The organism is Pseudomonas sp. zjy_15, assembly GCF_043101865.1.
Taxonomy (GTDB): Bacteria; Pseudomonadota; Gammaproteobacteria; order Pseudomonadales; family Pseudomonadaceae; genus Aquipseudomonas; species Aquipseudomonas putida_Y.
This window is the reverse complement of sequence record NZ_JBICII010000100.1, coordinates 111,379-131,934: the sequence shown is the minus strand read 5'-3', so window position 1 is coordinate 131,934 and position 20,556 is coordinate 111,379. Positions and strand designations below refer to the sequence as shown.

The 20,556-nt window shown below is 61.7% G+C and carries 17 protein-coding genes; 9 read left to right on the top strand and 8 right to left on the bottom strand.

Annotation, left to right across the window (positions count from 1 at the left end; genetic code table 11):
- Positions 1 to 200: 200 nt before the first annotated feature.
- Complete coding sequence (locus ACF8EF_RS18705) at positions 201 to 1,493, bottom strand: NAD(P)/FAD-dependent oxidoreductase (RefSeq protein ID WP_392461495.1); 1,293 nt, start codon at positions 1,491 to 1,493, stop codon at positions 201 to 203.
- 78 nt (positions 1,494 to 1,571) lie between these two features.
- Entirely contained in the window at positions 1,572 to 2,549 is a 978-nt protein-coding gene (locus ACF8EF_RS18700) for an RHS repeat-associated core domain-containing protein (RefSeq protein WP_392461496.1), read from the bottom strand.
- Positions 2,550 to 2,679: 130 nt separating this feature from the next.
- On the opposite strand from ACF8EF_RS18700, the gene ACF8EF_RS18695 reads away from it, so the two are divergent.
- Positions 2,680 to 3,033: a YkgJ family cysteine cluster protein gene (locus tag ACF8EF_RS18695; RefSeq protein WP_176682868.1), complete on the top strand. Its 354-nt coding sequence runs from the start codon at positions 2,680 to 2,682 to the stop codon at positions 3,031 to 3,033.
- Between the two features lie 2 nt (positions 3,034 to 3,035).
- Here the strand turns inward: ACF8EF_RS18695 and ACF8EF_RS18690 are convergent, their stop codons facing one another.
- Positions 3,036 to 3,524 (bottom strand): Lrp/AsnC ligand binding domain-containing protein, encoded by a 489-nt coding sequence (locus ACF8EF_RS18690; RefSeq protein ID WP_003253520.1) that lies wholly within the window; start codon positions 3,522 to 3,524, stop codon positions 3,036 to 3,038.
- A gap of 156 nt (positions 3,525 to 3,680) precedes the next feature.
- On the opposite strand from ACF8EF_RS18690, the gene dadA reads away from it, so the two are divergent.
- From dadA to ACF8EF_RS18660, 6 genes are all read left to right on the top strand, one after another.
- Complete coding sequence (dadA, locus tag ACF8EF_RS18685; RefSeq protein ID WP_392461498.1) at positions 3,681 to 4,985, top strand: D-amino acid dehydrogenase; 1,305 nt, start codon at positions 3,681 to 3,683, stop codon at positions 4,983 to 4,985.
- A 142-nt stretch (positions 4,986 to 5,127) separates the two neighbouring features.
- Positions 5,128 to 6,201 (top strand): alanine racemase, encoded by a 1,074-nt coding sequence (gene alr, locus ACF8EF_RS18680; protein WP_392461499.1) that lies wholly within the window; start codon positions 5,128 to 5,130, stop codon positions 6,199 to 6,201.
- A 107-nt stretch (positions 6,202 to 6,308) separates the two neighbouring features.
- Entirely contained in the window at positions 6,309 to 6,857 is a 549-nt protein-coding gene (locus ACF8EF_RS18675) for a cupin domain-containing protein (RefSeq protein ID WP_021785230.1), read from the top strand.
- 154 nt (positions 6,858 to 7,011) lie between these two features.
- Positions 7,012 to 7,416, top strand: coding sequence for a cytochrome c5 family protein (locus ACF8EF_RS18670; RefSeq protein WP_176683050.1), 405 nt, complete (start codon positions 7,012 to 7,014; stop codon positions 7,414 to 7,416).
- A 314-nt stretch (positions 7,417 to 7,730) separates the two neighbouring features.
- Entirely contained in the window at positions 7,731 to 8,573 is an 843-nt protein-coding gene (locus ACF8EF_RS18665) for an RHS repeat-associated core domain-containing protein (protein ID WP_392461500.1), read from the top strand.
- Positions 8,574 to 8,650: 77 nt separating this feature from the next.
- Entirely contained in the window at positions 8,651 to 10,510 is a 1,860-nt protein-coding gene (locus ACF8EF_RS18660; protein ID WP_392461502.1) for an acetyl-CoA hydrolase/transferase C-terminal domain-containing protein, read from the top strand.
- A 109-nt stretch (positions 10,511 to 10,619) separates the two neighbouring features.
- Here ACF8EF_RS18660 and ACF8EF_RS18655 read toward each other — a convergent pair whose 3' ends face one another.
- Positions 10,620 to 11,192 (bottom strand): xanthine phosphoribosyltransferase, encoded by a 573-nt coding sequence (locus tag ACF8EF_RS18655; protein WP_003253535.1) that lies wholly within the window; start codon positions 11,190 to 11,192, stop codon positions 10,620 to 10,622.
- A gap of 111 nt (positions 11,193 to 11,303) precedes the next feature.
- Positions 11,304 to 13,313 carry a DNA helicase Rep gene (gene rep / locus ACF8EF_RS18650; protein ID WP_021785228.1) on the bottom strand — a complete coding sequence of 670 codons (2,010 nt, stop codon included), beginning with the start codon at positions 13,311 to 13,313 and terminating at the stop codon, positions 11,304 to 11,306.
- A 294-nt stretch (positions 13,314 to 13,607) separates the two neighbouring features.
- On the opposite strand from rep, the gene ACF8EF_RS18645 reads away from it, so the two are divergent.
- Positions 13,608 to 15,275: a putative bifunctional diguanylate cyclase/phosphodiesterase gene (locus ACF8EF_RS18645; RefSeq protein WP_392461504.1), complete on the top strand. Its 1,668-nt coding sequence runs from the start codon at positions 13,608 to 13,610 to the stop codon at positions 15,273 to 15,275.
- 248 nt (positions 15,276 to 15,523) lie between these two features.
- On the opposite strand, the gene ACF8EF_RS18640 is transcribed toward ACF8EF_RS18645, so the two are convergent.
- A complete protein-coding gene (locus ACF8EF_RS18640) occupies positions 15,524 to 16,912 on the bottom strand; it encodes a NorM family multidrug efflux MATE transporter (protein WP_209969168.1) in 1,389 nt (462 codons plus the stop codon).
- A 156-nt stretch (positions 16,913 to 17,068) separates the two neighbouring features.
- Here ACF8EF_RS18640 and ACF8EF_RS18635 point away from each other — a divergent pair, with 156 nt between their 5' ends.
- A complete protein-coding gene (locus ACF8EF_RS18635) occupies positions 17,069 to 17,995 on the top strand; it encodes a LysR substrate-binding domain-containing protein (RefSeq protein WP_176682861.1) in 927 nt (308 codons plus the stop codon).
- 85 nt (positions 17,996 to 18,080) lie between these two features.
- On the opposite strand, the gene ACF8EF_RS18630 is transcribed toward ACF8EF_RS18635, so the two are convergent.
- Positions 18,081 to 19,475 (bottom strand): VOC family protein, encoded by a 1,395-nt coding sequence (locus ACF8EF_RS18630; protein ID WP_392461506.1) that lies wholly within the window; start codon positions 19,473 to 19,475, stop codon positions 18,081 to 18,083.
- Positions 19,476 to 19,650: 175 nt separating this feature from the next.
- Complete coding sequence (locus ACF8EF_RS18625) at positions 19,651 to 20,541, bottom strand: LysR family transcriptional regulator (protein ID WP_176682859.1); 891 nt, start codon at positions 20,539 to 20,541, stop codon at positions 19,651 to 19,653.
- Positions 20,542 to 20,556: the final 15 nt, after the last annotated feature.

Below are 20,556 nucleotides of genomic sequence, written 5' to 3'. Positions count from 1 at the left end.
CACGGTGGTCGCTGGAGGGCCTGTTGTGCCCCAGACTTGAAACTTGCACCGACCCTGTGGGAGCGGGCATGCCCGCGAAGCAGGCGTCGCGGAGGATGGCACGGGCTTCGCCCGTGTTCGCGGGCACGCCCGCTCCCACAGGGGGCTAGTCAGCTTTTAGATTTTAAGCAAGACAGTTGCTGCCACAAGGATGGGGACTTTCAGGCCAGCTCTTTCAGGCGATGCCACAGCATCCCCAGCGCCAGCAATGGCGAGCGCAGGTGCTTGCCGCCAGGGAAGGTGATGTGCGGCACCTTGTTGAAAAGGTCGAAGCGCCCGCTTTCCTGGCCACTGATGGCTTCACCCAGCAGGCGCGCGGCCAGGTGGGTGGCGTTGAGCCCATGGCCCGAGTAGGCCTGGGCGTAATACACGTTCGGCTGGCTGGCCAGGCGGCCAACCTGCGGCAGGCGATTGGCACCAATGCCGATCATGCCGCCCCACTGGTAGTCGATGCGCACGTTGGCAAGCTGCGGGAACACCTTGAGCATCTTCGGCTGCATGTAGGCGGCGATGTCCTTCGGGTCGCGGCCTGAATAGTGGCAGGCACCGCCAAACAGCAGGCGGTGGTCGGCGGACAGGCGGTAGTAGTCCAGCGCCACGCGCTGGTCACACACCGCCATATTCTGCGGCAGCAAGGCGCGTGCGCGTTCTTCGCCCAGCGACTCGGTGGCGATGATGTAGCTGCCGGCCGGCAGCACCTTGCCGCCCAGTTCGCGGTTGAGGTCGTTGTGGTAGGCGTTGCAGCACAGTACCAAGGTCTTTGCGCGTACCCGGCCTTGGGCTGTATGCACCTGCACTTCAGTGCCGTAGTCGATGCGGGTGACTTCGGATTGCTCGAACAACTTCACGCCCAGGCGGGCGGCTGCGGCGGCTTCACCCAATGCCAGATTGAGCGGATGCAGATGCCCGGAGCCCATGTCGACCAGCCCCCCCACATAGCAGTCGGCACCGACCACGCTGTGGATATCGTCCTTGCCGACCAGCCGCAACTCATGTGCATAGCCCAGGCTGCGCAGCTCCTCGGCGTCTTCGGCGAAGCCCAGCAGCTCGGCGGGTTTGTTGGCCAGGTCGCAGTAGCCCCAGGCCAGGTCACAGGCGATGGCATGCTTTTCTACCCGCTCGCGCACGATCTGTACGGCCTCCAGGCCCATCAGCTTCAGGGTGCGCACGCCTTCCTCGCCGATGACCGGGAGGAACTGCTCCAGACCATGACCGACTCCACGGATCAGTTGACCGCCATTGCGCCCACTGGCACCCCAGCCAAGTTTGCGCGCTTCCAGCAGGATGACCGAGAAACCACGCTCGGCCAGCTCGATGGCGGTGTTCAGGCCCGAGTAGCCGCCGCCGATGATGCACACGTCGGCGTTGTGTTCGCCTTGCAGGAAGGCGTGGTCGGGGTGTGGCGCGCTGCTGGCGGCGTAATAGGAGGCGGCGTGCTGCGCGCTGTGGATCATTGGGTAGGTCCTGAGTTGTTATCGGCCAAAAATGGAGGATAAGCTCGGGATCAAGAAGGGGGCAACCAAACGGCCCATTCAGGGGCGTCTGGCTCTCTCAACCGGCAAGGCAAAGGCCTGCGTTGGCTCAGGCGCATCCATAGTGCCGGCACCACGAATGTCGTATAGCTGATGAGCGGTACGGATTGCGGCAAGTATTCCGCTGTCGGTTTGTGTGGGCAGATTGTTGCGACTCATGCGTATCAGCGTGTTTGATGCACTGAGGCGGATAGTCGCTGAAAGCGCTGGGTCATTGGCTTGCGACTTCGCCTGAGTAATCTCGGCGAGTGAGTTGACCATTATCAGTTTGCCTTCACGCAGTTCCAGAACCGACTCCCTTGGCTGCGGTGTACTGCTGTATGGCCGTGATCGATTGCTGCTGTTGATGGGCGGCGCATCTTGATCGTACAGGGGGGGAGCTTCCCCCCAGCCAAAGTAGGAAGGAGGAGCTTGTTCATTGTTTGCGGCCCCAAGCGGTTGAGCTGGCACGCCGGGAGGGGTTGGTGAGTAGGGAGGCGGAGTAGCCGGGGCCCGGTGATGGCGGCGCAGGACTTTTGAACTGATCCAGTTCCCGAACTCTCCAGCGCACCCCGACGGGTCGGTGTAGTTGATGGGGTCGTTCAAACAATAGGCATAAGCATTGGTCCCACCTTTGAAGAACGGGCTCTGTGAGTCACCGCTAAGGAAGCGCATCAACACAGGGCTATAGCTGCGGCGACCGGCGCCGAGCGGATAGCATCCACTGGCAAGATCCAAACGTTCCCCGGTGAAGCCAATGTTTGTTGAGCAGTTAGCGAAAATATGGCCAAAAGGAGTAAAGGTTAATGGTCGACCCGCACCATCCGAGTTTCCCATCAAAGGTGTTTTCCGATGATCAATAGCTTGCAGATTGGTGACTGTGGGCTTAATTTCGGCGAGGGAGAAATCTGATGCCCGGAAGATGCGTTGTGTTTCCCGAGTGCTTTTCAGCACGATAAGCTTCAGTCCGCTGTAAAAGAACAGAATGTGGTTCTTCATCAGCTGGGGCTCGCTTAGCTGAAGGGGGATGTCTCGTCAGTTTGTAGAATGAGTAGGCTTTCCCACAACTGCCAAAATTATCAGGTCCACTGCTTCCATCCAGCACAAGCGTTACGCAAATATTACAGCCATGTCCTGCAACCGCCACAAGATCCACTTCCTGCGCGAACTCATCCCTTCATTCGAGTGCGAGCCCGGCTGCCATGACTGCTGCGGCCCGGTCACCACCTCAGCGGAGGAAATGGCCCGCCTGCCGCGCAAGTCCCAGGCGGAGCAGGACGCTGCTCTGGAGCGCCTGGACTGCGTGCACCTGGGCCCCAACGGCTGCACGGTGTATGAAGAGCGGCCGATGATCTGCCGGCTGTTCGGTACCACCCCGCGTATGGCCTGCCCGCGTGGTCGTGGCCCTGACCCGATGATCGACCCCGCCGCTGAACAGTTGGTCCACCAGTTCATTGCCACCACCCGCCAGGTGCTGGTCTAGCCTCAGTCCGGGATCGGCAGGCAGAGGCTCTCCTTCACCTCTTCCATCACGATGTAGCTCTTCGATTCGCGCACGTGCGGCAGTTTCAGCAGGATGTCCCCGAGCAGCTTGCGGTACGAGGCCATTTCCGAAATACGCGCTTTCACCAGGTAGTCGAAGTCGCCCGACACCAGGTGGCATTCCAGCACGTGGGGCAGCTTCAAGACCGCTCGGCGGAACTCCTCGAAGGTGTCGCCCGACTTGTAGTCCAGGCTGATTTCCACGAACACCAGCAGGCTGCCCTTGAGGTGCTGCGGGTTCAGGCGTGCGTTGTAGCCCATGATGATGCCCTCGCGCTCCAGGCGGCGAACCCGCTCGGTGCAAGGGGTGGTGGACAGCCCAACTTTCTCGCCCAGTTCGGTGAAGGAAATACGCCCGTCATTCTGCAGGATACGCAGGATGTTGCGGTCGATCTTGTCCAGTTCACGCTTGGTCTGGTGCTGGGTTCTCATAGGGGATGCCCCTCCGTGAAAGGCGTTTTTGCCGAGAATTCTCGCCAATAATAGGCTTTTATATAGTGAATTGCACTGGTCTCAAATTCCTATACTGCGCTCATTCATGCCATTTCAATAAAAGTGTGCGGCGCGCCGCGTGTGAGGGATAAAACGATGCGAGTTCTGGTACTTGGTAGCGGTGTAATCGGAACCGCCAGTGCCTACTACCTGGCCCGGCAAGGTTTCGAAGTCACGGTGGTCGACCGCCAGCCGGCGGTGGCCATGGAAACCAGCTTTGCCAACGCCGGCCAGATCTCGCCTGGTTATGCCTCGCCCTGGGCTGCCCCAGGTGTGCCGCTGAAGGCCATCAAGTGGCTGCTGGAGCGGCACGCACCCCTGGCCATCAAGCTCACGGGCGACGTTGACCAGTACCTGTGGATGGCACAGATGCTGCGCAACTGTACCGCCAGCCGTTACGCGGTGAACAAGGAACGCATGGTGCGCCTGTCCGAGTACAGCCGTGACTGCCTCGACGAACTGCGCGCTGAAACCGGCATCAACTACGAAAACCGCAGCCTGGGCACCACCCAGCTGTTCCGCACCCAGGCCCAGGTCGATGCTGCGGCCAAGGACATTGCCGTGCTTGAACAGTCCGGCGTGCCCTACGAGCTGCTCGACCGCGACGGCATTGCCCGCGTCGAACCTGCCCTGGCTGGCGTGAAAGACATCCTGGCCGGCGCCCTGCGCCTGCCGAACGACCAGACTGGCGACTGCCAGCTGTTCACCAGCAAGCTTGCCGACATGGCGTTGAAGCTGGGCGTGGAGTTCCGCTTCGGCCAGGACATCCAGCGCCTGGACGTTGCGGGTGACCGCATCAATGGCGTGTGGATCGACGGCAAGCTGGAGACGGCAGACCGCTACGTGCTGGCACTGGGCAGCTACTCGCCACAGATGCTCAAGCCGCTGGGCATCAAGGCCCCGGTATACCCGCTGAAAGGTTATTCGCTGACCGTGCCGATCACCAACAGCGACATGGCCCCGACTTCGACCATTCTCGACGAGACCTACAAGGTTGCCATCACCCGTTTCGACAACCGCATCCGCGTTGGGGGCATGGCTGAGATCGCTGGTTTTGACCTGTCGCTGAACCCGCGTCGGCGCGAAACGCTGGAGATGATCGTCAACGACCTTTATCCTCGCGGCGGTGACCTGAGCCAGGCCAGCTTCTGGACCGGCTTGCGCCCGGCGACCCCGGACGGCACGCCTATCGTGGGTGCCACGGCGTTCCGCAACCTGTTCCTGAACACCGGTCACGGTACCTTGGGCTGGACCATGGCGTGCGGTTCCGGTCGCTTGCTGGCCGACCTGATTGCGCGCAAGAAGCCGCAGATCAGTGCCGAAGGCCTGGATATCTCTCGTTATGGCAATAGCGGGGAAGTGGCCAAGCACAGGCAAAGCGCGCCGGCTCACCAGCAGTAATAGCCTGTGCCGGCCCATTCGCGGGCTTGCCCGCTCCCACAGGAACACCACAGCTTTTCAACGCTGTGCGCTATCTGTGGGAGGGGCAGGCCCGCGAAGAATCCACCACCGATTTCAACCCGAACACCATAAGGCAGCCGCCATGCGTCCCGCCCGCGCCCTGATCGACCTCCAGGCCCTGCGCCACAACTACCGTCTGGCCCGTGAACTGACGGGTGCCAAAGCCCTCGCCGTGATCAAGGCCGACGCCTATGGCCACGGCGCCGTGCGCTGCGCCCTGGCCCTGGAGGCCGAAGCCGACGGCTTTGCCGTGGCCTGCATCGAAGAGGCGCTGGAACTGCGCGCTGCCGGTATCAAAGCCCCGGTGCTGCTGCTGGAAGGTTTTTTCGAAGCCAGCGAACTGGCGCTGATCGCCGAGCACGACCTGTGGTGCGTGGTGCACTCGCTGTGGCAACTGGAAGCCATCGAGAAAACACCGCTGCACAAGCCGCTCACCGCCTGGCTGAAGCTGGACAGTGGCATGCACCGCGTTGGCCTGCACCCCAAGGACTACCACGACGCCTACCAGCGACTGCTGGCCAGTGGCAAGGTTTCGCGCATCGTGTTGATGAGCCACTTCGCTCGCGCCGATGAACTGGACGCTGACGCCACCTCCCAGCAGATCGCCGTGTTCGAAGCTGCCCGACAGGGCCTGGCCGCCGAATGCAGCCTGCGTAACTCGCCCGGCGTGCTGGGTTGGCCGCAAGCGCCCAGCGACTGGGTGCGCCCAGGCCTGATGCTGTACGGTGCCACGCCGTTCGGAGTGGCGCAGGCCGAGGCCGCACGCCTGCAACCGGTGATGACCCTGCAATCGCGGGTGATCAGCGTGCGCGAGCTGCCTGCCGGCGAGCCGGTGGGCTATGGTGCCAAGTTCGTCAGCCCTCGGCCGACCCGCGTGGGTGTGGTTGCCATGGGCTATGCCGATGGCTACCCGCGCCAGGCGCCCAACGGCACTCCGGTGCTGGTCGCCGGCAAGCGCACTCAGCTGATCGGCCGGGTGTCGATGGACATGCTCAGCATCGACCTCACCGACGTACCGGAAGCCGCTGTCGGCAGCCCGGTAGAGCTATGGGGCAAGCAGGTGCTGGCCAGTGAGGTGGCCGCGCATGCGGGCACCATTCCGTACCAGATCTTCTGCAACCTGAAGCGAGTACCACGGGACTACATCGGCGAATGACACGCTGAAGCGGACAGGTTGGGGGCGGTGTGTTGTAAATACTGAACGGCATTGCCATGATATCGTTCACAACCACCCCTTTCCCACTGTTTCAGGAGGCTCCAGCTTTGGACGTCGGCGAACGACTGCAAGCCATCCGCAAGCTCAAGGGCCTGTCCCAGCGCGAACTCGCCAAGCGTGCAGGCGTGACCAACAGCACCATCTCGATGATCGAGAAGAACAGCGTAAGCCCCTCTATCAGCTCGCTGCGCAAAGTGCTGAGCGGCATTCCCATGTCCATGGTCGAATTCTTTTCGGTCGAGCTGGAGCCCGAAAGCCCCACTCAGATCGTCTACAAGGCCCACGAGCTGATTGATATCTCGGACGGTGCGGTAACCATGAAGCTGGTTGGCAAGTCGCACCCCAACCGTGCCATCGCTTTTCTGACCGAGGTGTACCCGCCAGGCGCCGACACCGGTGCCGAAATGCTGACCCACGACGGCGAGGAGACCGGTATCCTGCTTGAAGGCCGCCTGGAACTGGTGGTCGGCAACGAGATTTTCGTTCTCGAAGAGGGCGACAGCTACTACTTCGAAAGCACCCGCCCGCACCGCTTTCGCAACCCATTCGACCAGCCGGCGCGGCTGATCAGTGCGGCGACGCCTTCAAACTTTTGATCCAGCGCAGTGCATTGATTCGGCAATACCCCTTTCCTGTGTGGGGTCGTTTCACGGCTTCTGGGTTCCCGCTATACTTTTCAACGCTCGCCGATCCGTGGCCGCGAGCGTGATTAGCCACCATGAGGGTGTTCGCGTGAATCAAATCAAGAAGATGCTGGCCGTACCAGCAGCCGTATTCGCCCTCTGGGCAATGAGCGCAACCGCTGCGACCGATGACGACATCGCCAAACGCCTGGAGCCGGTTGGCCAGGTATGCGTCCAGGGTCAGGAATGCAAAGGCATGGAAGTGGCCGCTGCAGCAGGTGGCGGGGGAGCCAAGACGCCGGATGAAATCATCGCCAAGCACTGCAATGCCTGCCATGGCAGCGGCTTGCTCGGCGCGCCTAAAATTGGTGACACCGCCGCGTGGAAAGAACGCGCCGACCATCAGGGCGGCCTGGACGGCATCCTGGCCAAGGCCATTACCGGCATCAACGCCATGCCGCCGAAGGGGACCTGTGCAGACTGCTCGGATGAAGACCTGAAAGAAGCGATCAAGAAAATGTCCGGGCTGTGATTTACAGCTGAATTGCATGAGGCCCGCCGTTGATGGCGGGCTTTGTTTTTGTGGTGCCTGTGCTGGCCCTTTCGCGGGCACACTCGCTCCCACAAGCCCCCCTCAGAACCTGAGGATTATGGTTAACCTGTGGGAGCGGGCGTGCCCGCGAAAGGTCCAGTACAGGCAACCAACCCGCTAGAGCCATGTCCATGGATGTCTCCAGAAGCCCCGATCGGGCTGAGCCTGATTCCATGAGAACTAGCATTTTTACCAGTTCTATTTTTCAGGGTTCTGAAGAACACTGACGCTTCTGATTGCAGTGGTGGCTAACAATGGATCTGGGCGATAACTGTCCCGAGCAACATGCAGCCGGTCGAACACAGCCGCAAAAGCTGATCCCCGGCAGCGCCCCTCGGCATCTGGCCTATTCGCCTTATGGCTATCTCTCGATTTTCCAGGCCGTGCTCGGCTTTAATGGTGGCCGACAGGACCCTGTTACCGGCTGTTATCTACTGGGTAACGGTCGTCGAGCATTTAACCCATCATTGATGCGCTTTATTAGCCCGGACAGCATGAGCCCGTTCGCAGCGGGTGGTCTGAACTCTTATGTCTACTGCCTAGGAGACCCGGTTAACCGGGAAGACCCGAGCGGTTATTTCTCTTTAATCAAACCTATCTCGCGATTGTTCAGGTATTTTTTTCCAAAGAAAAAGCCTACGACGTCTGGTAAGTTGCACCGGGCGATTGTTGTTGAAACCGAAGTAATTACCAAGACCTACAGTGATATACCTTCCGATACCAAGATCAAGGTGGTCAAATCGCCGAAAAGTGTGCCGAATGGCTATGTATTGAGGATGGTGCATGGTACTCAGGAAGAGCATGTTCAATCATTGTTGAGCGGGCTCGATCCTGGCTATAAAAAGAATGGATCCTACGGCGCGTACGTTTATGGCACAACGAATATTGATGCGGCCAGCAACTACACAGGCCAGGACGGATCTATAGTAGGGTTTTACGTGCATGAGTCTGAGTCCTGGGTTCGCGGTAAGGACTATTGGTATGTTCATAAAAATGCGATAGCGATCGATAAGAGCGCGTATCACAAGGTTCATGTGAACGAAGAAGTGGTATTTCCATTTTTAATTAGTAAGACGCTTAAAGTAAGATGGGGTTGACCGGAGTATGCCCTAGGCAACCAACCCGCTTGAGCTCATGTCCAACCCCTGAACCCACGGATGTTTCAGGAGGCCCCATGCACCTCTGCTCCATCGACCAGGCTGTCGAGCAGGTCTTGTCCCGGCTGCCAGCCCATATCCATATGGGCCTGCCTTTGGGTCTGGGGAAACCCAATGCCTTCGTCAACGCGCTTTACGCCCGCGTACGCGAGCTGCCCGAACGGCGCCTGACCATCTATACCGCACTTTCCCTCGGCCGCCCGCCACTGGGCGATGGCCTGCAGCGGCGCTTTCTCGAACCCTTCGTCGAGCGAGTCTTCGCTGACTACGAAGAGCTCAGTTACCTCGCAGACCTGCGCAACGACACGTTGCCACCCAATATTCGGGTCGAACAGTTCTTCATGCAACCCGGCAGCCTGCTGCACAGCGAATCGGCCCAGCAGGACTACATCAGCAGCAACTACAGCCATGCCGCACGGGATATCAACGCCAAAGGCCTGAACCTGATCGCCCAGTTGGTGGCCGCCACCCCCGAAAAGCCCGTGCACTTGAGCCTGGCCTGCAACCCAGACATCACCCTCGACCTGCTGCCGATGATCGCTAAGCGCCGCGCGGCTGGCGAAACCATCCTTATGCTGGGGCAGGTGCATGCCGAGCTGCCCTACATGCCAGGCGATGCCGAGCTGCCCATCGATTCCTTCGACCTGCTGCTCGACGAAGCCGAGCAACGCCGGTTGTTTTCCACGCCAAATATGCCGGTCGGCATCCAGGACCACTGCATCGGTCTGCACGCCAGCAGCCTGGTACGCGATGGCGGTACGCTGCAGATCGGCATTGGTGCCATGGGCGATGCGGTTGCCGCGGCATTGCTGGCGCGTCAGGGCGACAACGCCGGTTACCGTGCGGTGCTCAAGGCGCTGGATGTCGGACCGTGGCAGGCATTGATCGAGCGAGAAGGGGGCCTGGGCACCTTTGTCCACGGCTTGTACGGCTGCAGCGAGATGTTCGTCAACGGCCTGCTGGTGCTGGCTGAAGCAGGGCTGCTACGACGCCCGGCGGACGAGCAGGGCACAATACTGCATGGCGGCTTTTTCCTCGGCCCGCAAGCGTTCTACCAGCGCTTGCGCGAGATGCCGCTGGAGCAGCGCGCGCAGTTTGCCATGACCCGTATCAGCTTCATCAACGAGCTCTATGGGCAGGAGGCACTCAAGCGCCGACAACGTCGTGATGCGCGCTTCATCAACACCGCGTTCGGCATGACCCTGCTCGGCGCCGGGGTGGCCGACCAGCTTGAAGACGGCCGCGTGCTCAGTGGCGTGGGCGGGCAGTACAACTTCGTTGCACAGGGCCATGCGCTGGAGGGCGGGCGTTCGATCCTGCTATTGCGCAGCTGGCGCGAGGCAGGCGGGGAGGTGACCTCGAACCTGTTCTGGACCTATGGCCACTGCACCATTCCTCGGCATCTGCGCGATATCGTGGTGACCGAGTACGGCATTGCGGACTTGCGTGGGCAGACTGACAGCGAGGTGATAGCGCGGTTGTTGGCGGTGAGCGATTCACGGTTCCAGCCGGGCCTGATCAAGCAGGCCAAAGAAGCTGGCAAGCTTGCCGACGACTTTCAGCTGGAGGCGCGCTTTACCGACAATACCCCGCAACGTCTGGAGGCAATCAGGGCACAGCATGCGCGGCTGTTCCCGGAGTATCCGATGGGCACCGACTTTACGGCCGAAGAGCGGGATCTGTTGCGGGCGCTGAACTGGTTGAAGAGCAAGTTCAAGCTGAGCGAGGTGCTGGAGCTGGGCAAGGCAGCGTTGGATGCACCGGGGCCGGAGGGGTATGAAAGCCACCTGGAGCGGATGCAGTTGGGGCAGCCGCAGGGGCTTAAAGAAGAACTTTACCAGCGCTTGTTGTTGGCGGGGCTGGCGGCAACCAGATAAAAGGGTTGCGGCCATTCGCGGGCACGCCCGCTCCCACAGGTACGGCACAGCGTTCGAGACCTGTGCTGTCCCTGTGGGAGCGGGCGTGCCCGCGAAGCAGGTGTCGCGTTTATTCGATGAAGCTGACTACACCACCTTCCAGCGACTTCACCCGGGCCAGCGATTCAACGCGGTAGCCCTGGCTGTCCAGTTCGGCACGGCCGCCCTGGAACGACTTCTCGATCACGATACCCAGGCCCGCCACGGTGGCACCTGCCTGCTTGATGATCGAGATCAGCGCCTGCGAGGCCTTGCCGTTGGCCAGGAAGTCGTCGATCACCAGCACACGGTCGCTGCTGTTGAGGTGACGCGGCGAGATGGCCACGGTGTTCTCGGTCTGCTTGGTGAAGGAATACACCGAGGCGGTCAGCAGGTTCTCGGTCAGGGTCAGCGACTGGTGCTTGCGAGCGAAGATGACCGGCACACCCAGTTTCAGACCGGTCATCACCGCCGGGGCAATGCCCGAGGCTTCGATGGTGACAATCTTGGTCACGCCGGCGTCGGCGAACAGGCGAGCGAACTCGTCACCGATCAGCTGCATCAGCGCCGGATCGATCTGGTGGTTGAGAAACGCGTCGACTTTGAGAACCTGATCGGAAAGCACGATGCCTTCTTCGCGAATCTTCTGATGCAGTGCTTCCACTGTGATTTCCTCGATGTAGATAGTGGTCTGTATGGCCGATCTGTGAGCTCAAATCGGCCATACAAACCACCGTGGCCGCTAAAAGCGGCAAAGTTAAAGAGTAATGGTTGATCAGCGTTTGAGCATTGCCCGGATATCGGCCAGGGCGTTGTTGCCGCGTGCGGCCTTCACCTCGACCGGCGCATCGTCCAGGCCCTCCCAGGCCAGGTCGTCCGGAGGCAGTTCGTCGAGGAACCGGCTGGGCGTGCAGTCGATGATTTCACCGTACTGCTTGCGCTTGGCGGCGAAGGTGAAGGCCAGGGTCTGGCGCGCGCGGGTGATGCCCACGTAGGCCAGGCGGCGTTCCTCTTCGATGGTGTCGGCCTCGATGCTGGAGCGGTGCGGGAGGATTTCCTCTTCCATGCCCATGATGAACACGTAGGGGAATTCCAGGCCCTTGGAGGCATGCAGGGTCATCATCTGCACACCTTCGGCGTTCTCTTCTTCTTCCTGCTGGCGCTCGAGCATGTCGCGCAGCACCAGCTTACCGATGGCGTCTTCGATGGTCATGTCACCCTCTTCGTCCTTCTCGAGGGTGTTTTTCAGCGCTTCCACCAGGAACCAGACGTTGCTGATGCGGAATTCTGCAGCCTTGTCGCTGGCGGTCTGCTGGCGGATCCAGTTCTCGTAGTCGATGTCGCGGATCATCTCGTGCAGCGCGGCAATCGGGTCTTCCAGGGCGACCTTGTGGCGCACCCCATCCAGCCAATGCTTGAAGCGCTGCAAACGCTCGGTGTAGCGCGCGTCCAGGTGCTCGCCCAGGCCCAGTTCCTCGCTGGCGGCGTACATCGATATACCGCGCTCGGTGGCGTAGTTGCCGAGCTTTTCCAGGGTGGTGGAGCCGATTTCCCGGCGCGGTACGTTGATCACACGCAGGTAGGCGTTGTCGTCGTCCGGGTTCACCAGCAGGCGCAGGTAGGCCATCAGGTCCTTGACCTCCTGGCGGCCGAAGAAACTGTTGCCACCCGACAGGCGATACGGCACCTGGTGGTGCTGCAGCTTCAGTTCGATCAGCTTGGCCTGGTAGTTGCCGCGGTAGAGGATGGCGAAGTCGCTGTACGGGCGGTTGGTGCGCAGGTGCAAGGTGAGGATTTCCATGGCCACGCGTTCGGCCTCGGCTTCCTCGTTCTTGCAACGGATCACGCGGATCTCGTCGCCCACGCCCATTTCGCTCCATAGCTGTTTCTCGAACGCATGCGGGTTGTTGGCGATCAACACGTTGGCACAGCGCAGGATGCGGCTGGTGGAGCGGTAGTTCTGCTCGAGCATGACGATCTTCAGGGAGGGGTAGTCCTCCTTGAGCAGCATCAGGTTCTCAGGGCGTGCACCACGCCAGGCGTAGATCGACTGGTCGTCGTCGCCTACCACGGTGAACTGGTTGCGCATGCCTATCAGCATCTTCACCAGCAGGTACTGGCTGGCGTTGGTGTCCTGATATTCGTCTACCAGCAGGTAGCGCACACGGTTTTGCCAGCGTTCCAGCACCTCGGGGTGCTCCTGGAACAGTTTGACTGGCAGCAGGATCAGGTCATCGAAGTCCACTGCGTTGAACGCCTTGAGCGTACGCTGATAGTGGGTGTAGACGATGGCTGCGGTCTGCTCGCGTGGGTTGCGCGCTTTTTCCAGGGCCTCTGGTGGCAGGATAAGGTCGTTTTTCCAGGCACCGATCATGTTCTTGATCTCGTCGATGCCGTCGTCGCCGGAGTATTCCTTCTGCATGATGTCCGACAGCAACGCTTTGATGTCGGACTCGTCGAAGATCGAGAACCCCGGCTTGTAACCCAGGCGCTCGTGTTCCTTGCGGATGATGTTCAGGCCCAGGTTGTGGAACGTACACACGGTCAGGCCACGGCCTTCTCCCGGGCGCAGCAAGGTGGCAACCCGCTCCTTCATCTCGCGCGCGGCCTTGTTGGTAAAGGTCATCGCCACGATGTACTGGGCGCGGATGCCGCAGTTCTGGATGAGGTGGGCAATCTTGCGCGTGATCACGCTGGTCTTGCCCGAACCTGCACCGGCGAGCACCAAAAGAGGGCCGCCGACATAGTCACGGGCTTCCTGCTGCCGGGGATTGAGTCGGGACATGCTAGAAACCGGGGGTCGCCAGAAAATAGCCGCGCATTCTAACAGGCATGGGGCCGTTGTGGCGCGACCGTCTGACGTCTGAGTCAGACTTTTGTCCGTCTCACTATTAGTGCTACTAATGCTAGTGGCTGAAAAAATCATATTTGCCGGTTTGTGCCGTTTCGCGCAGGATGCACGACAAAATACGTCGGGATGCTACGCCCGAGAAACATGTATAAAATTGAAAATCATTTTCATTGAACGCAGTGGCATATCCGCCAGTCTCGTTGCACCGTGAAGCCCTAAGGAGCCCGCTTGTCCACGCCTGTCGAACCTTTGCGTTTGCTGCTGTTGGCCGATGAGCCGGAATGGGCCGCCTTGTTGCACGCCTGCATGCCTGCACTGGGTGGCAGCGCCGTGCTACTGACTGCGCCAAACTGGGAGGCGGTCGACAGCCTGTTCAGTCATGATCGCCAGGCCGTCGTACTGGCAACGCCAGGCTTGCAGCCCGCCGCCGGGCGTTGCGAGCTGCCGACCATCCTGCTGCTTGACCACGAGCCTGAGGCGGCGCCCAGCGCTGTCAGCGACTGGCTGGTACGCGACCAGCTCAACGCCGATACCCTGCGCCGCTCACTGCGCCATGTGCGAGAGCGCGGTGTGCTGGTCGCCACCTTGCAGCGCCTGGCCGAGCAGGACCCGCTGACCGGCATCGCCAACCGCCAGGGCTTCCAGGCTTTGCTCAATGCGCGCCTGGCCGAAAACGACGGCCGTGGTGTTGCGCTTGGCCACCTGGACCTGGACAACTTCCGCCACGTCAACGATGCCCTCGGCCACCAGTGCGGTGACCGGTTGATCCTGCAGGTCGTGGCACGGCTGAAGCATCAGTTGGAAGCGGGCGACCAGTTGGCACGACTGGGCAGCGACGAGTTTGCCCTGCTGATCGACACCCGCCGCGATGCCAACCGCGCCGAATGGATGGCCGACCGCATCGTCGAGGCCTTGGCCGAACCTTATTGGATCGACGGCGAAAGCCTGTTGTTGGGCTGCAGCCTGGGCCTGGCCCATGCTCGCGCACAGAGCGGCGCCGATCCGCTGATGTGGCACGCGCACATCGCCATGCGTCAGGCCAAGGGCAGCCAAGGCTGCACCTTCCATGTGTTCAATGAACGCATCAACCGCAACGCCCGCAGCCTTGCCGACCTGGAAAGCGAATTGCGCCGCGCCCTGCGCCGCGACGAGCTGGAGCTGCACTATCAGCCCCGCCTTAACCTGGCCGACGGGCGCATTGTCGGGCTGGAGGCGCTGGTGCGCTGGCGCCATGCCGAGCGCGGGCTGCTGCCGCCCAGCGAGTTCGTGCCACTGGCCGAGCAGAGCGGCCTGATCGTGCCCTTGGGCTATTGGGTTATTTCCCGTGCCTTGAGTGACATGCAGGCACTGTGCGAGCGCGGCCTGGAACCGCTGCACATGGCGGTCAATTTGAGTTTCCGCCAGTTCCAGGACAGCCAGCTACTGGCCACCTTGAGTCGCCTGATCCTCGAGCACGGTGTGGATGCCCGCTGGCTTGAGTTCGAGCTGACCGAGACGGCGGTGATGCGCCGCAACGAGGTGGTGCGCCAGACCATGGACGCGCTGGGTCGCCTGGGCGTGCGCTTCTCGCTCGATGATTTTGGCACCGGGTTTTCTTCGTTCGTGCACCTCAACAGCCTGCCGATCGCCTTGCTCAAGGTGGACCGCAGCTTTGTTGCGGAAATGGAAATGCGTGAAGAGAACCGCAAGCTGGTGCACGCCATGATCAACCTGGCACACAACCTCAGCCTTGAGGTAGTGGCCGAGGGGGTGGAGAGTGAAGAGCAGCTGGCGTTGTTGCGCGGGTTTGGCTGCGACCAGGTGCAGGGTTTCCTGGTCAGCAAGCCGCTGCCGATAGAGGAATTGATGGCGTATTTGCTGCAGGCGCCCGGCCGCCAGTTGGAGGCTGTCCTTTAGGGCCTCTTCGCGGGCACGCCCGCTCCCACAGGGACCGCGCAGTTTTGAGCCTGCGCAATCCTGTAGGAGCGGGTTTACCCGCGAATGGGCCGGGCCTGCTGGCCAATCTCCACCAGGCGTTCACCGTTGCCGCCACCATCGTTTTCGCGGGTAAACCCGCTCCTACACACTGATCTGCGGTGGACACACACCGGGGGTTGGGCACAGGCCGTTGTAGGAGCGGGTTTACCCGCGAATAGGCCCCCAAGTCAGGCCGAAGCCGTCGCCTTTCCGGTAGCCCAAGCCTTCCCCAGCAACCGCTTCATCCGCCACTCAAAGCCAAAGGTCAGCGCCACCGCCGCACATGCCAGCCCCAGCGCCAGCCCCCACCAGATCCCTACTGCACCACCGCCCAGGGTAAAGGTGAACAACCAGGCGCTCGGCGCCCCCACCAGCCAGTAGCACACCAGCCCGATCAGGAAGGTGGTCTTGGCATCTTTCAGCCCTCGGATAGAGCCCATGGCAATCGTCTGCATGCCGTCGAACAGTTCGAACCACGCCGCTACCATCAACAACTGCACGGCCACCTGGAAGATCGCGGCAAAGGCCGGGTCATTGCGGTCGATAAACAGCCCTACCAGCGCTTCGGGCAGCAGCAGGAACAGGGCGGCGAAGGCAAACATGATCATTGCCCCGAAGCCGATGCCCACCCGCCCGGCGCTGCGTGCTGCCAGCAGGTTACCGGCGCCGTAGTAAAGGCCTACGCGCATGGTCACCGCATAGGACAAGCCTGTCGGCACCATGAATGCCGTGGACACGATCTGCAGGGCAATCTGGTGCGCCGCCAGTTCGGTGCTGCCCAGCACGCCCATGCACAGCGCTGCGAAGGCGAACAGGCCCACTTCCACCATGTACGTGCCGCCAATCGGCAGGCCCAGCCGCCACAGTTCGCGCAAGGCCGCCAGTGATGGGCGTGACAGGCCCTTGCGCAGCGGGTAGGCGGCGTAGGCCGGGTGCCAGCGAATGTACAGCGCCAGGGCGATGGCCATGCCCATCGACACCACTGCAGTGACCAGGCCGATGCCCATCAGCCCCAGCTTGGGCAGGCCGAACATGCCCTCGATCAGCGCCACGTTGAACAGGTAGTTGAGCACCGTGCCTACCAGGCTGATGACCATCACCGGGGTCGAGCGGCCCAGCGCGCTGGTAAAGCCGCGCAAGGCCATGAAGGTCAGGTAGCCGGGCAGGGCCAGCGGTAGCAGGGTAAGGAATTGCGCAGCCGAGGCCACGTTCTCGGGCTTTTGCCCGAACAGCAGCAGCACCGGTTCAAGGTTCCACAGCACCAGCGCGGCGAACAGTGCAAGGCCCCAGGCCAGCCACAGACCGTTCTGCGCCAGGCGGGTAGCGCCCTCGATGTCGTTGGCACCCTTGCGAATGGCCACCAGCGTGCCGACTGCGGCGATCACGCCCAGGCAGAAGATCGATACGAACGAATAGCTGGCTGCCCCCAGACCACCACCCGCCAGAGCCTGAGGGCTGATGCGGGCCATCATCAGGGTGTCGGTCAGCACCATTAGCATGTGCGCCAACTGCGAGGCAATCAGCGGCCCGGCCAGGCGCAGCAAAGCCTTGAGTTCTGTGGTGGGCGCGACGTGCATGGGGCGGTCCTTCATTCTGGAGTGATCAACGAACGGCGATTCTGAGGCTTCGGTCAACTTTGCACAAAAGGATAAAAGCGATAGTTGGCATGAGTTGAACTCATGTATATAGGTTTCTCGGTGATTTGCCTCACACGCCTATATTGCAGGTGCCTCATGCCACGCCAGCTACCACCGCTGTATGCACTGCGCGCATTCGAAGCTGCCGCGCGGCTAAGCTCCTTCACCCGTGCGGGCGAAGAGCTTTCTATTACCCAAAGCGCCATCAGCCGGCATATCCGTACGTTGGAAGAGCATTTTGCCTGCCGCCTGTTCGTGCGCAGTGGCCGCAGCCTGCAACTTACCGAAGCGGGGCGGGTACTGCTACCGGGCGTGCGCGAGGGCTTTGCGGCGTTTGAGCGGGCCTGCGAAACCTTGAGTGGTGAAGACGACATACTGCGCATGAAAGCCCCCTCGACCCTGACCATGCGCTGGTTGCTGGCGTGCCTCAGTCGCTTTCGCCACCTGCAACCGGGCAATGAGGTGCAGCTGACCAGTGCCTGGATGGATGTCGACCATGTGGACTTCCACCAGGAGCCGTTCGATTGCGCGGTGTTGCTCAGCGACGGGGTATTCCCGCCGGAGTGGGAGGTGCGCAAGCTGTTCCCTGAGTTGTTGATCCCGGTCGGCGCGCCGGACCTGCTCGACGAGGAACCCTGGAATGTGTGCAGGCTGGCCTCTGTCGAACTGCTGCACCCCACGGTGGACAAGCGTGACTGGCGGGAGTGGCTGGAGCGTATGGGGCTTGGCGACAAGGTATCGCTCAAGGGCGGCCAGGTGTTCGACACCCTGGAGCTGGGCATGATTGCCGCAGCGCGTGGCTACGGGATATCCATGGGCGACTTGCTGATGGTGGCCGAAGATGTGGCGCAGAAGCGCTTGAGCCTGCCATGGCCGACGGCGGTGCCCAGCGGCATGGATTACTACCTGGTGTGGCCGCGTACCCGCCCGGGTGGCGAGCGTTTGCGGCGGTTGAGTGCGTTTCTGGAAGACGAGGTGGCGGCGATGGATTTGCCGGATGTGGAAATCTTGCCGCGTCTTTGATCACCTGCACCGGCCTCTTCGCGGGCTCGCCCGCTCCCATAGGTCTTGTGGGAGCGGGCAAGCCCGCGAAGAGGCCGGTACAGATTTACATCGAGCCCAGATTCAACGCTTGTGCGCAGGCCTGCAGCGACCGGCGCTCGCTTTGCGCATACAGCGCCAGCTCATCCTGTACCTGCAACCCCAACGCCGCTTCGAACGCTTCGCGGTTGGCGTTGCTACCGTACTCGGCCTGCGCATCGTCGCCCAGGTTGGACTGGAAGATCCCCGCTGCGCTCACTGGCAGGAAGTCCTCGTACACCAGCGCCTCGAAGTGCACGTGGCCCGCGTCGATCAAGCCTTGCAGGGTGGTCGGGCGGCCTTCCTGGTCGCGTGCGGCCAGGCCTTTCTCGGTGGCGAAGTAGCGGAAATATGCAAGGCCTTGTTCGCGCATCTGCGTCAGGTCATCCGGGAATTCGGCAAAGTTTGCCTTCAGCAGCGCCATGTAACGCTCGGCATTGGCTTCGGCTGGAGCGCCACCCAGCGCAGCGCGGGTAGCGTCGAGCAACTTGTCGTAGAGCTGTCGACCTTTCGGCGTCAACGCTGCACCGCGTTGCTCGATTTCGCCAAAGCGTGCGGTGTGGCTGCCTTTGCTGCCTTGCTGGTCGCTGAAGGCGACCGTTTCCTGCAGGGCCTTGAAGCTGGTCTGGCGCAGCAGGATTGGGTGTCGGCGGGTGGGCGGGCCTTCAACCACGGCCTTCGGCGGGATGCCCTTGGCCGGCATGCCGCGCTGGATTGCATCGATATCCAGGGTACGTGGGGTCAGGTGGTTGATGTGCGGGCCCTTGAAGGCCACCACATCGGCGATCAGGCGGTGTTGGTCGTGCAGTTGCTGGTATTGCTCGGCCGTGACGGTAGCGTCCTGGTGCCAGCGGAAGGTGTGCAGCGCTTCCTGCACGAACGTCTCTGCATCCGCGGCGTCAAGGCCACCCTCGCGCTCACACTGGGCGATCAGTTCGAGGGCGCGGGCGGTGAAGATCTGGCGCTTGGCCAGGATGCCCTGTGCCAGCTCGCGCAACTGCGGGTTGTCGATCAGCTCCAGGCGCAGCAGCGAGGTGAACACGCGGAACGGGCTGACATGCAGCGATTGCTCGTGCACCGCGCGGAAGGCGGTGGAATGCACCGGTACGCCAGCGGAGCTGAGGTCATAGTAGCCGACCGGCTGCATGCCCATGACCGCGAACAGGCGGGCGATGGTGGCCAGTTCTTCGGCGGTGCCGACGCGGATGGCGCCGTGGCGTTCCTGGTCAAGGCGCTCGATTTCGCCGGTCCAGCGCAGGGCCTCGGCCACTTCGGGTTGCCGGGCCATCACCTGCTGGTTGATTTCGCTCACCAGCTCCAGCAGCGTGCCGTACAGCGGCACTTCCTGTTTGTACATGAGCGACATGGCGGCAGAGAACTGCGCGCGGATGCTGTCTGGGCTGACGAAATCGTGGGCTGGCATCGCTAGCTTCCTGGTTGGGTTCGGACGCTTACATGAAAGCTGGGAATGCACTTTGCTCACAAGCGAAAAAAAGTGAGTGTGTCATTCCTTTTTTGATCGACCTCGACGGCCCTTTCGCGGCTAAAGCCGCGCTTACGCGGTCCCCGTAGGAGCGGCTTTAGCCGCGAAGAGGCCCTCAAGCCTGTAGCTGTTCGTGGATCCACTCCACCAGCGCCCGCACCTTGGGCACTTCCGCCGCATGCTCGGCATACGCCAGGTAATGCGCCCCGGCACTGCGCATCGCATGGTTCCACGGCACCACCAGGCTACCTTCCGCCAGTTCCTTCGCCGCCAGGTAGCGCGGCACCAGCGCCACCCCGCACCCTGCCTGCGCCGCGCTCAACGCCATATAGAACGTATCGAAGCGCGGCCCGTGGTAGGCGCTGACGCTTTGCAGGCCCTGCTCCAGGAACCATTCATGCCAGGCCTCCGGCCGCGAGGTGCTTTGCAGCAGCACCAGCTCGGCCAGTTCCTCGGCACCGGCCAGCCTGCGTCCGGCCAGCAGCTCTGGCGCACACACCGGCACCACCTCCTCACGGAACAGCTCTACGCAAGTGGCCCCCGGCCAGGTGCCCTGGCCATAGAAGAACACCACGTCAGCCGAGCCTTGCAGCAGGGCGAACGGCTCCATCTCGTTGCGAATGTCCAGATGGATATTGCTGTGCCGTTTGCCAAAACCCTTCAGGTGCGGGATCAACCAGCGCACGCCAAAACTCGGTTGAGTGGCTACCTTCAATATCTCGGTCTGCTCGCCGTAGGTGAGTACGTAGCGGCTGGACATGTCCACCTGGGTGAGGATCTTGTTGACCTCGGCCAGGTACAGGCTGCCGGCCGGCGTAAGCTGCAAGCGCCGACGGATGCGCAGGAACAGGTGGTGGCGCAGCATGTCTTCCAGCTGCGCCACCTGTTTGCTGACCGCGCTCTGGGTCAGGTGCAGTTCTTCGGCTGCACGGGTAAAACTCAAATGGCGAGCTGCAGCTTCAAAGCACTGCAGGGCGGTCATGGAGGGTACCAGGCGTTTTGACATAGCGGTCTCTGCGGC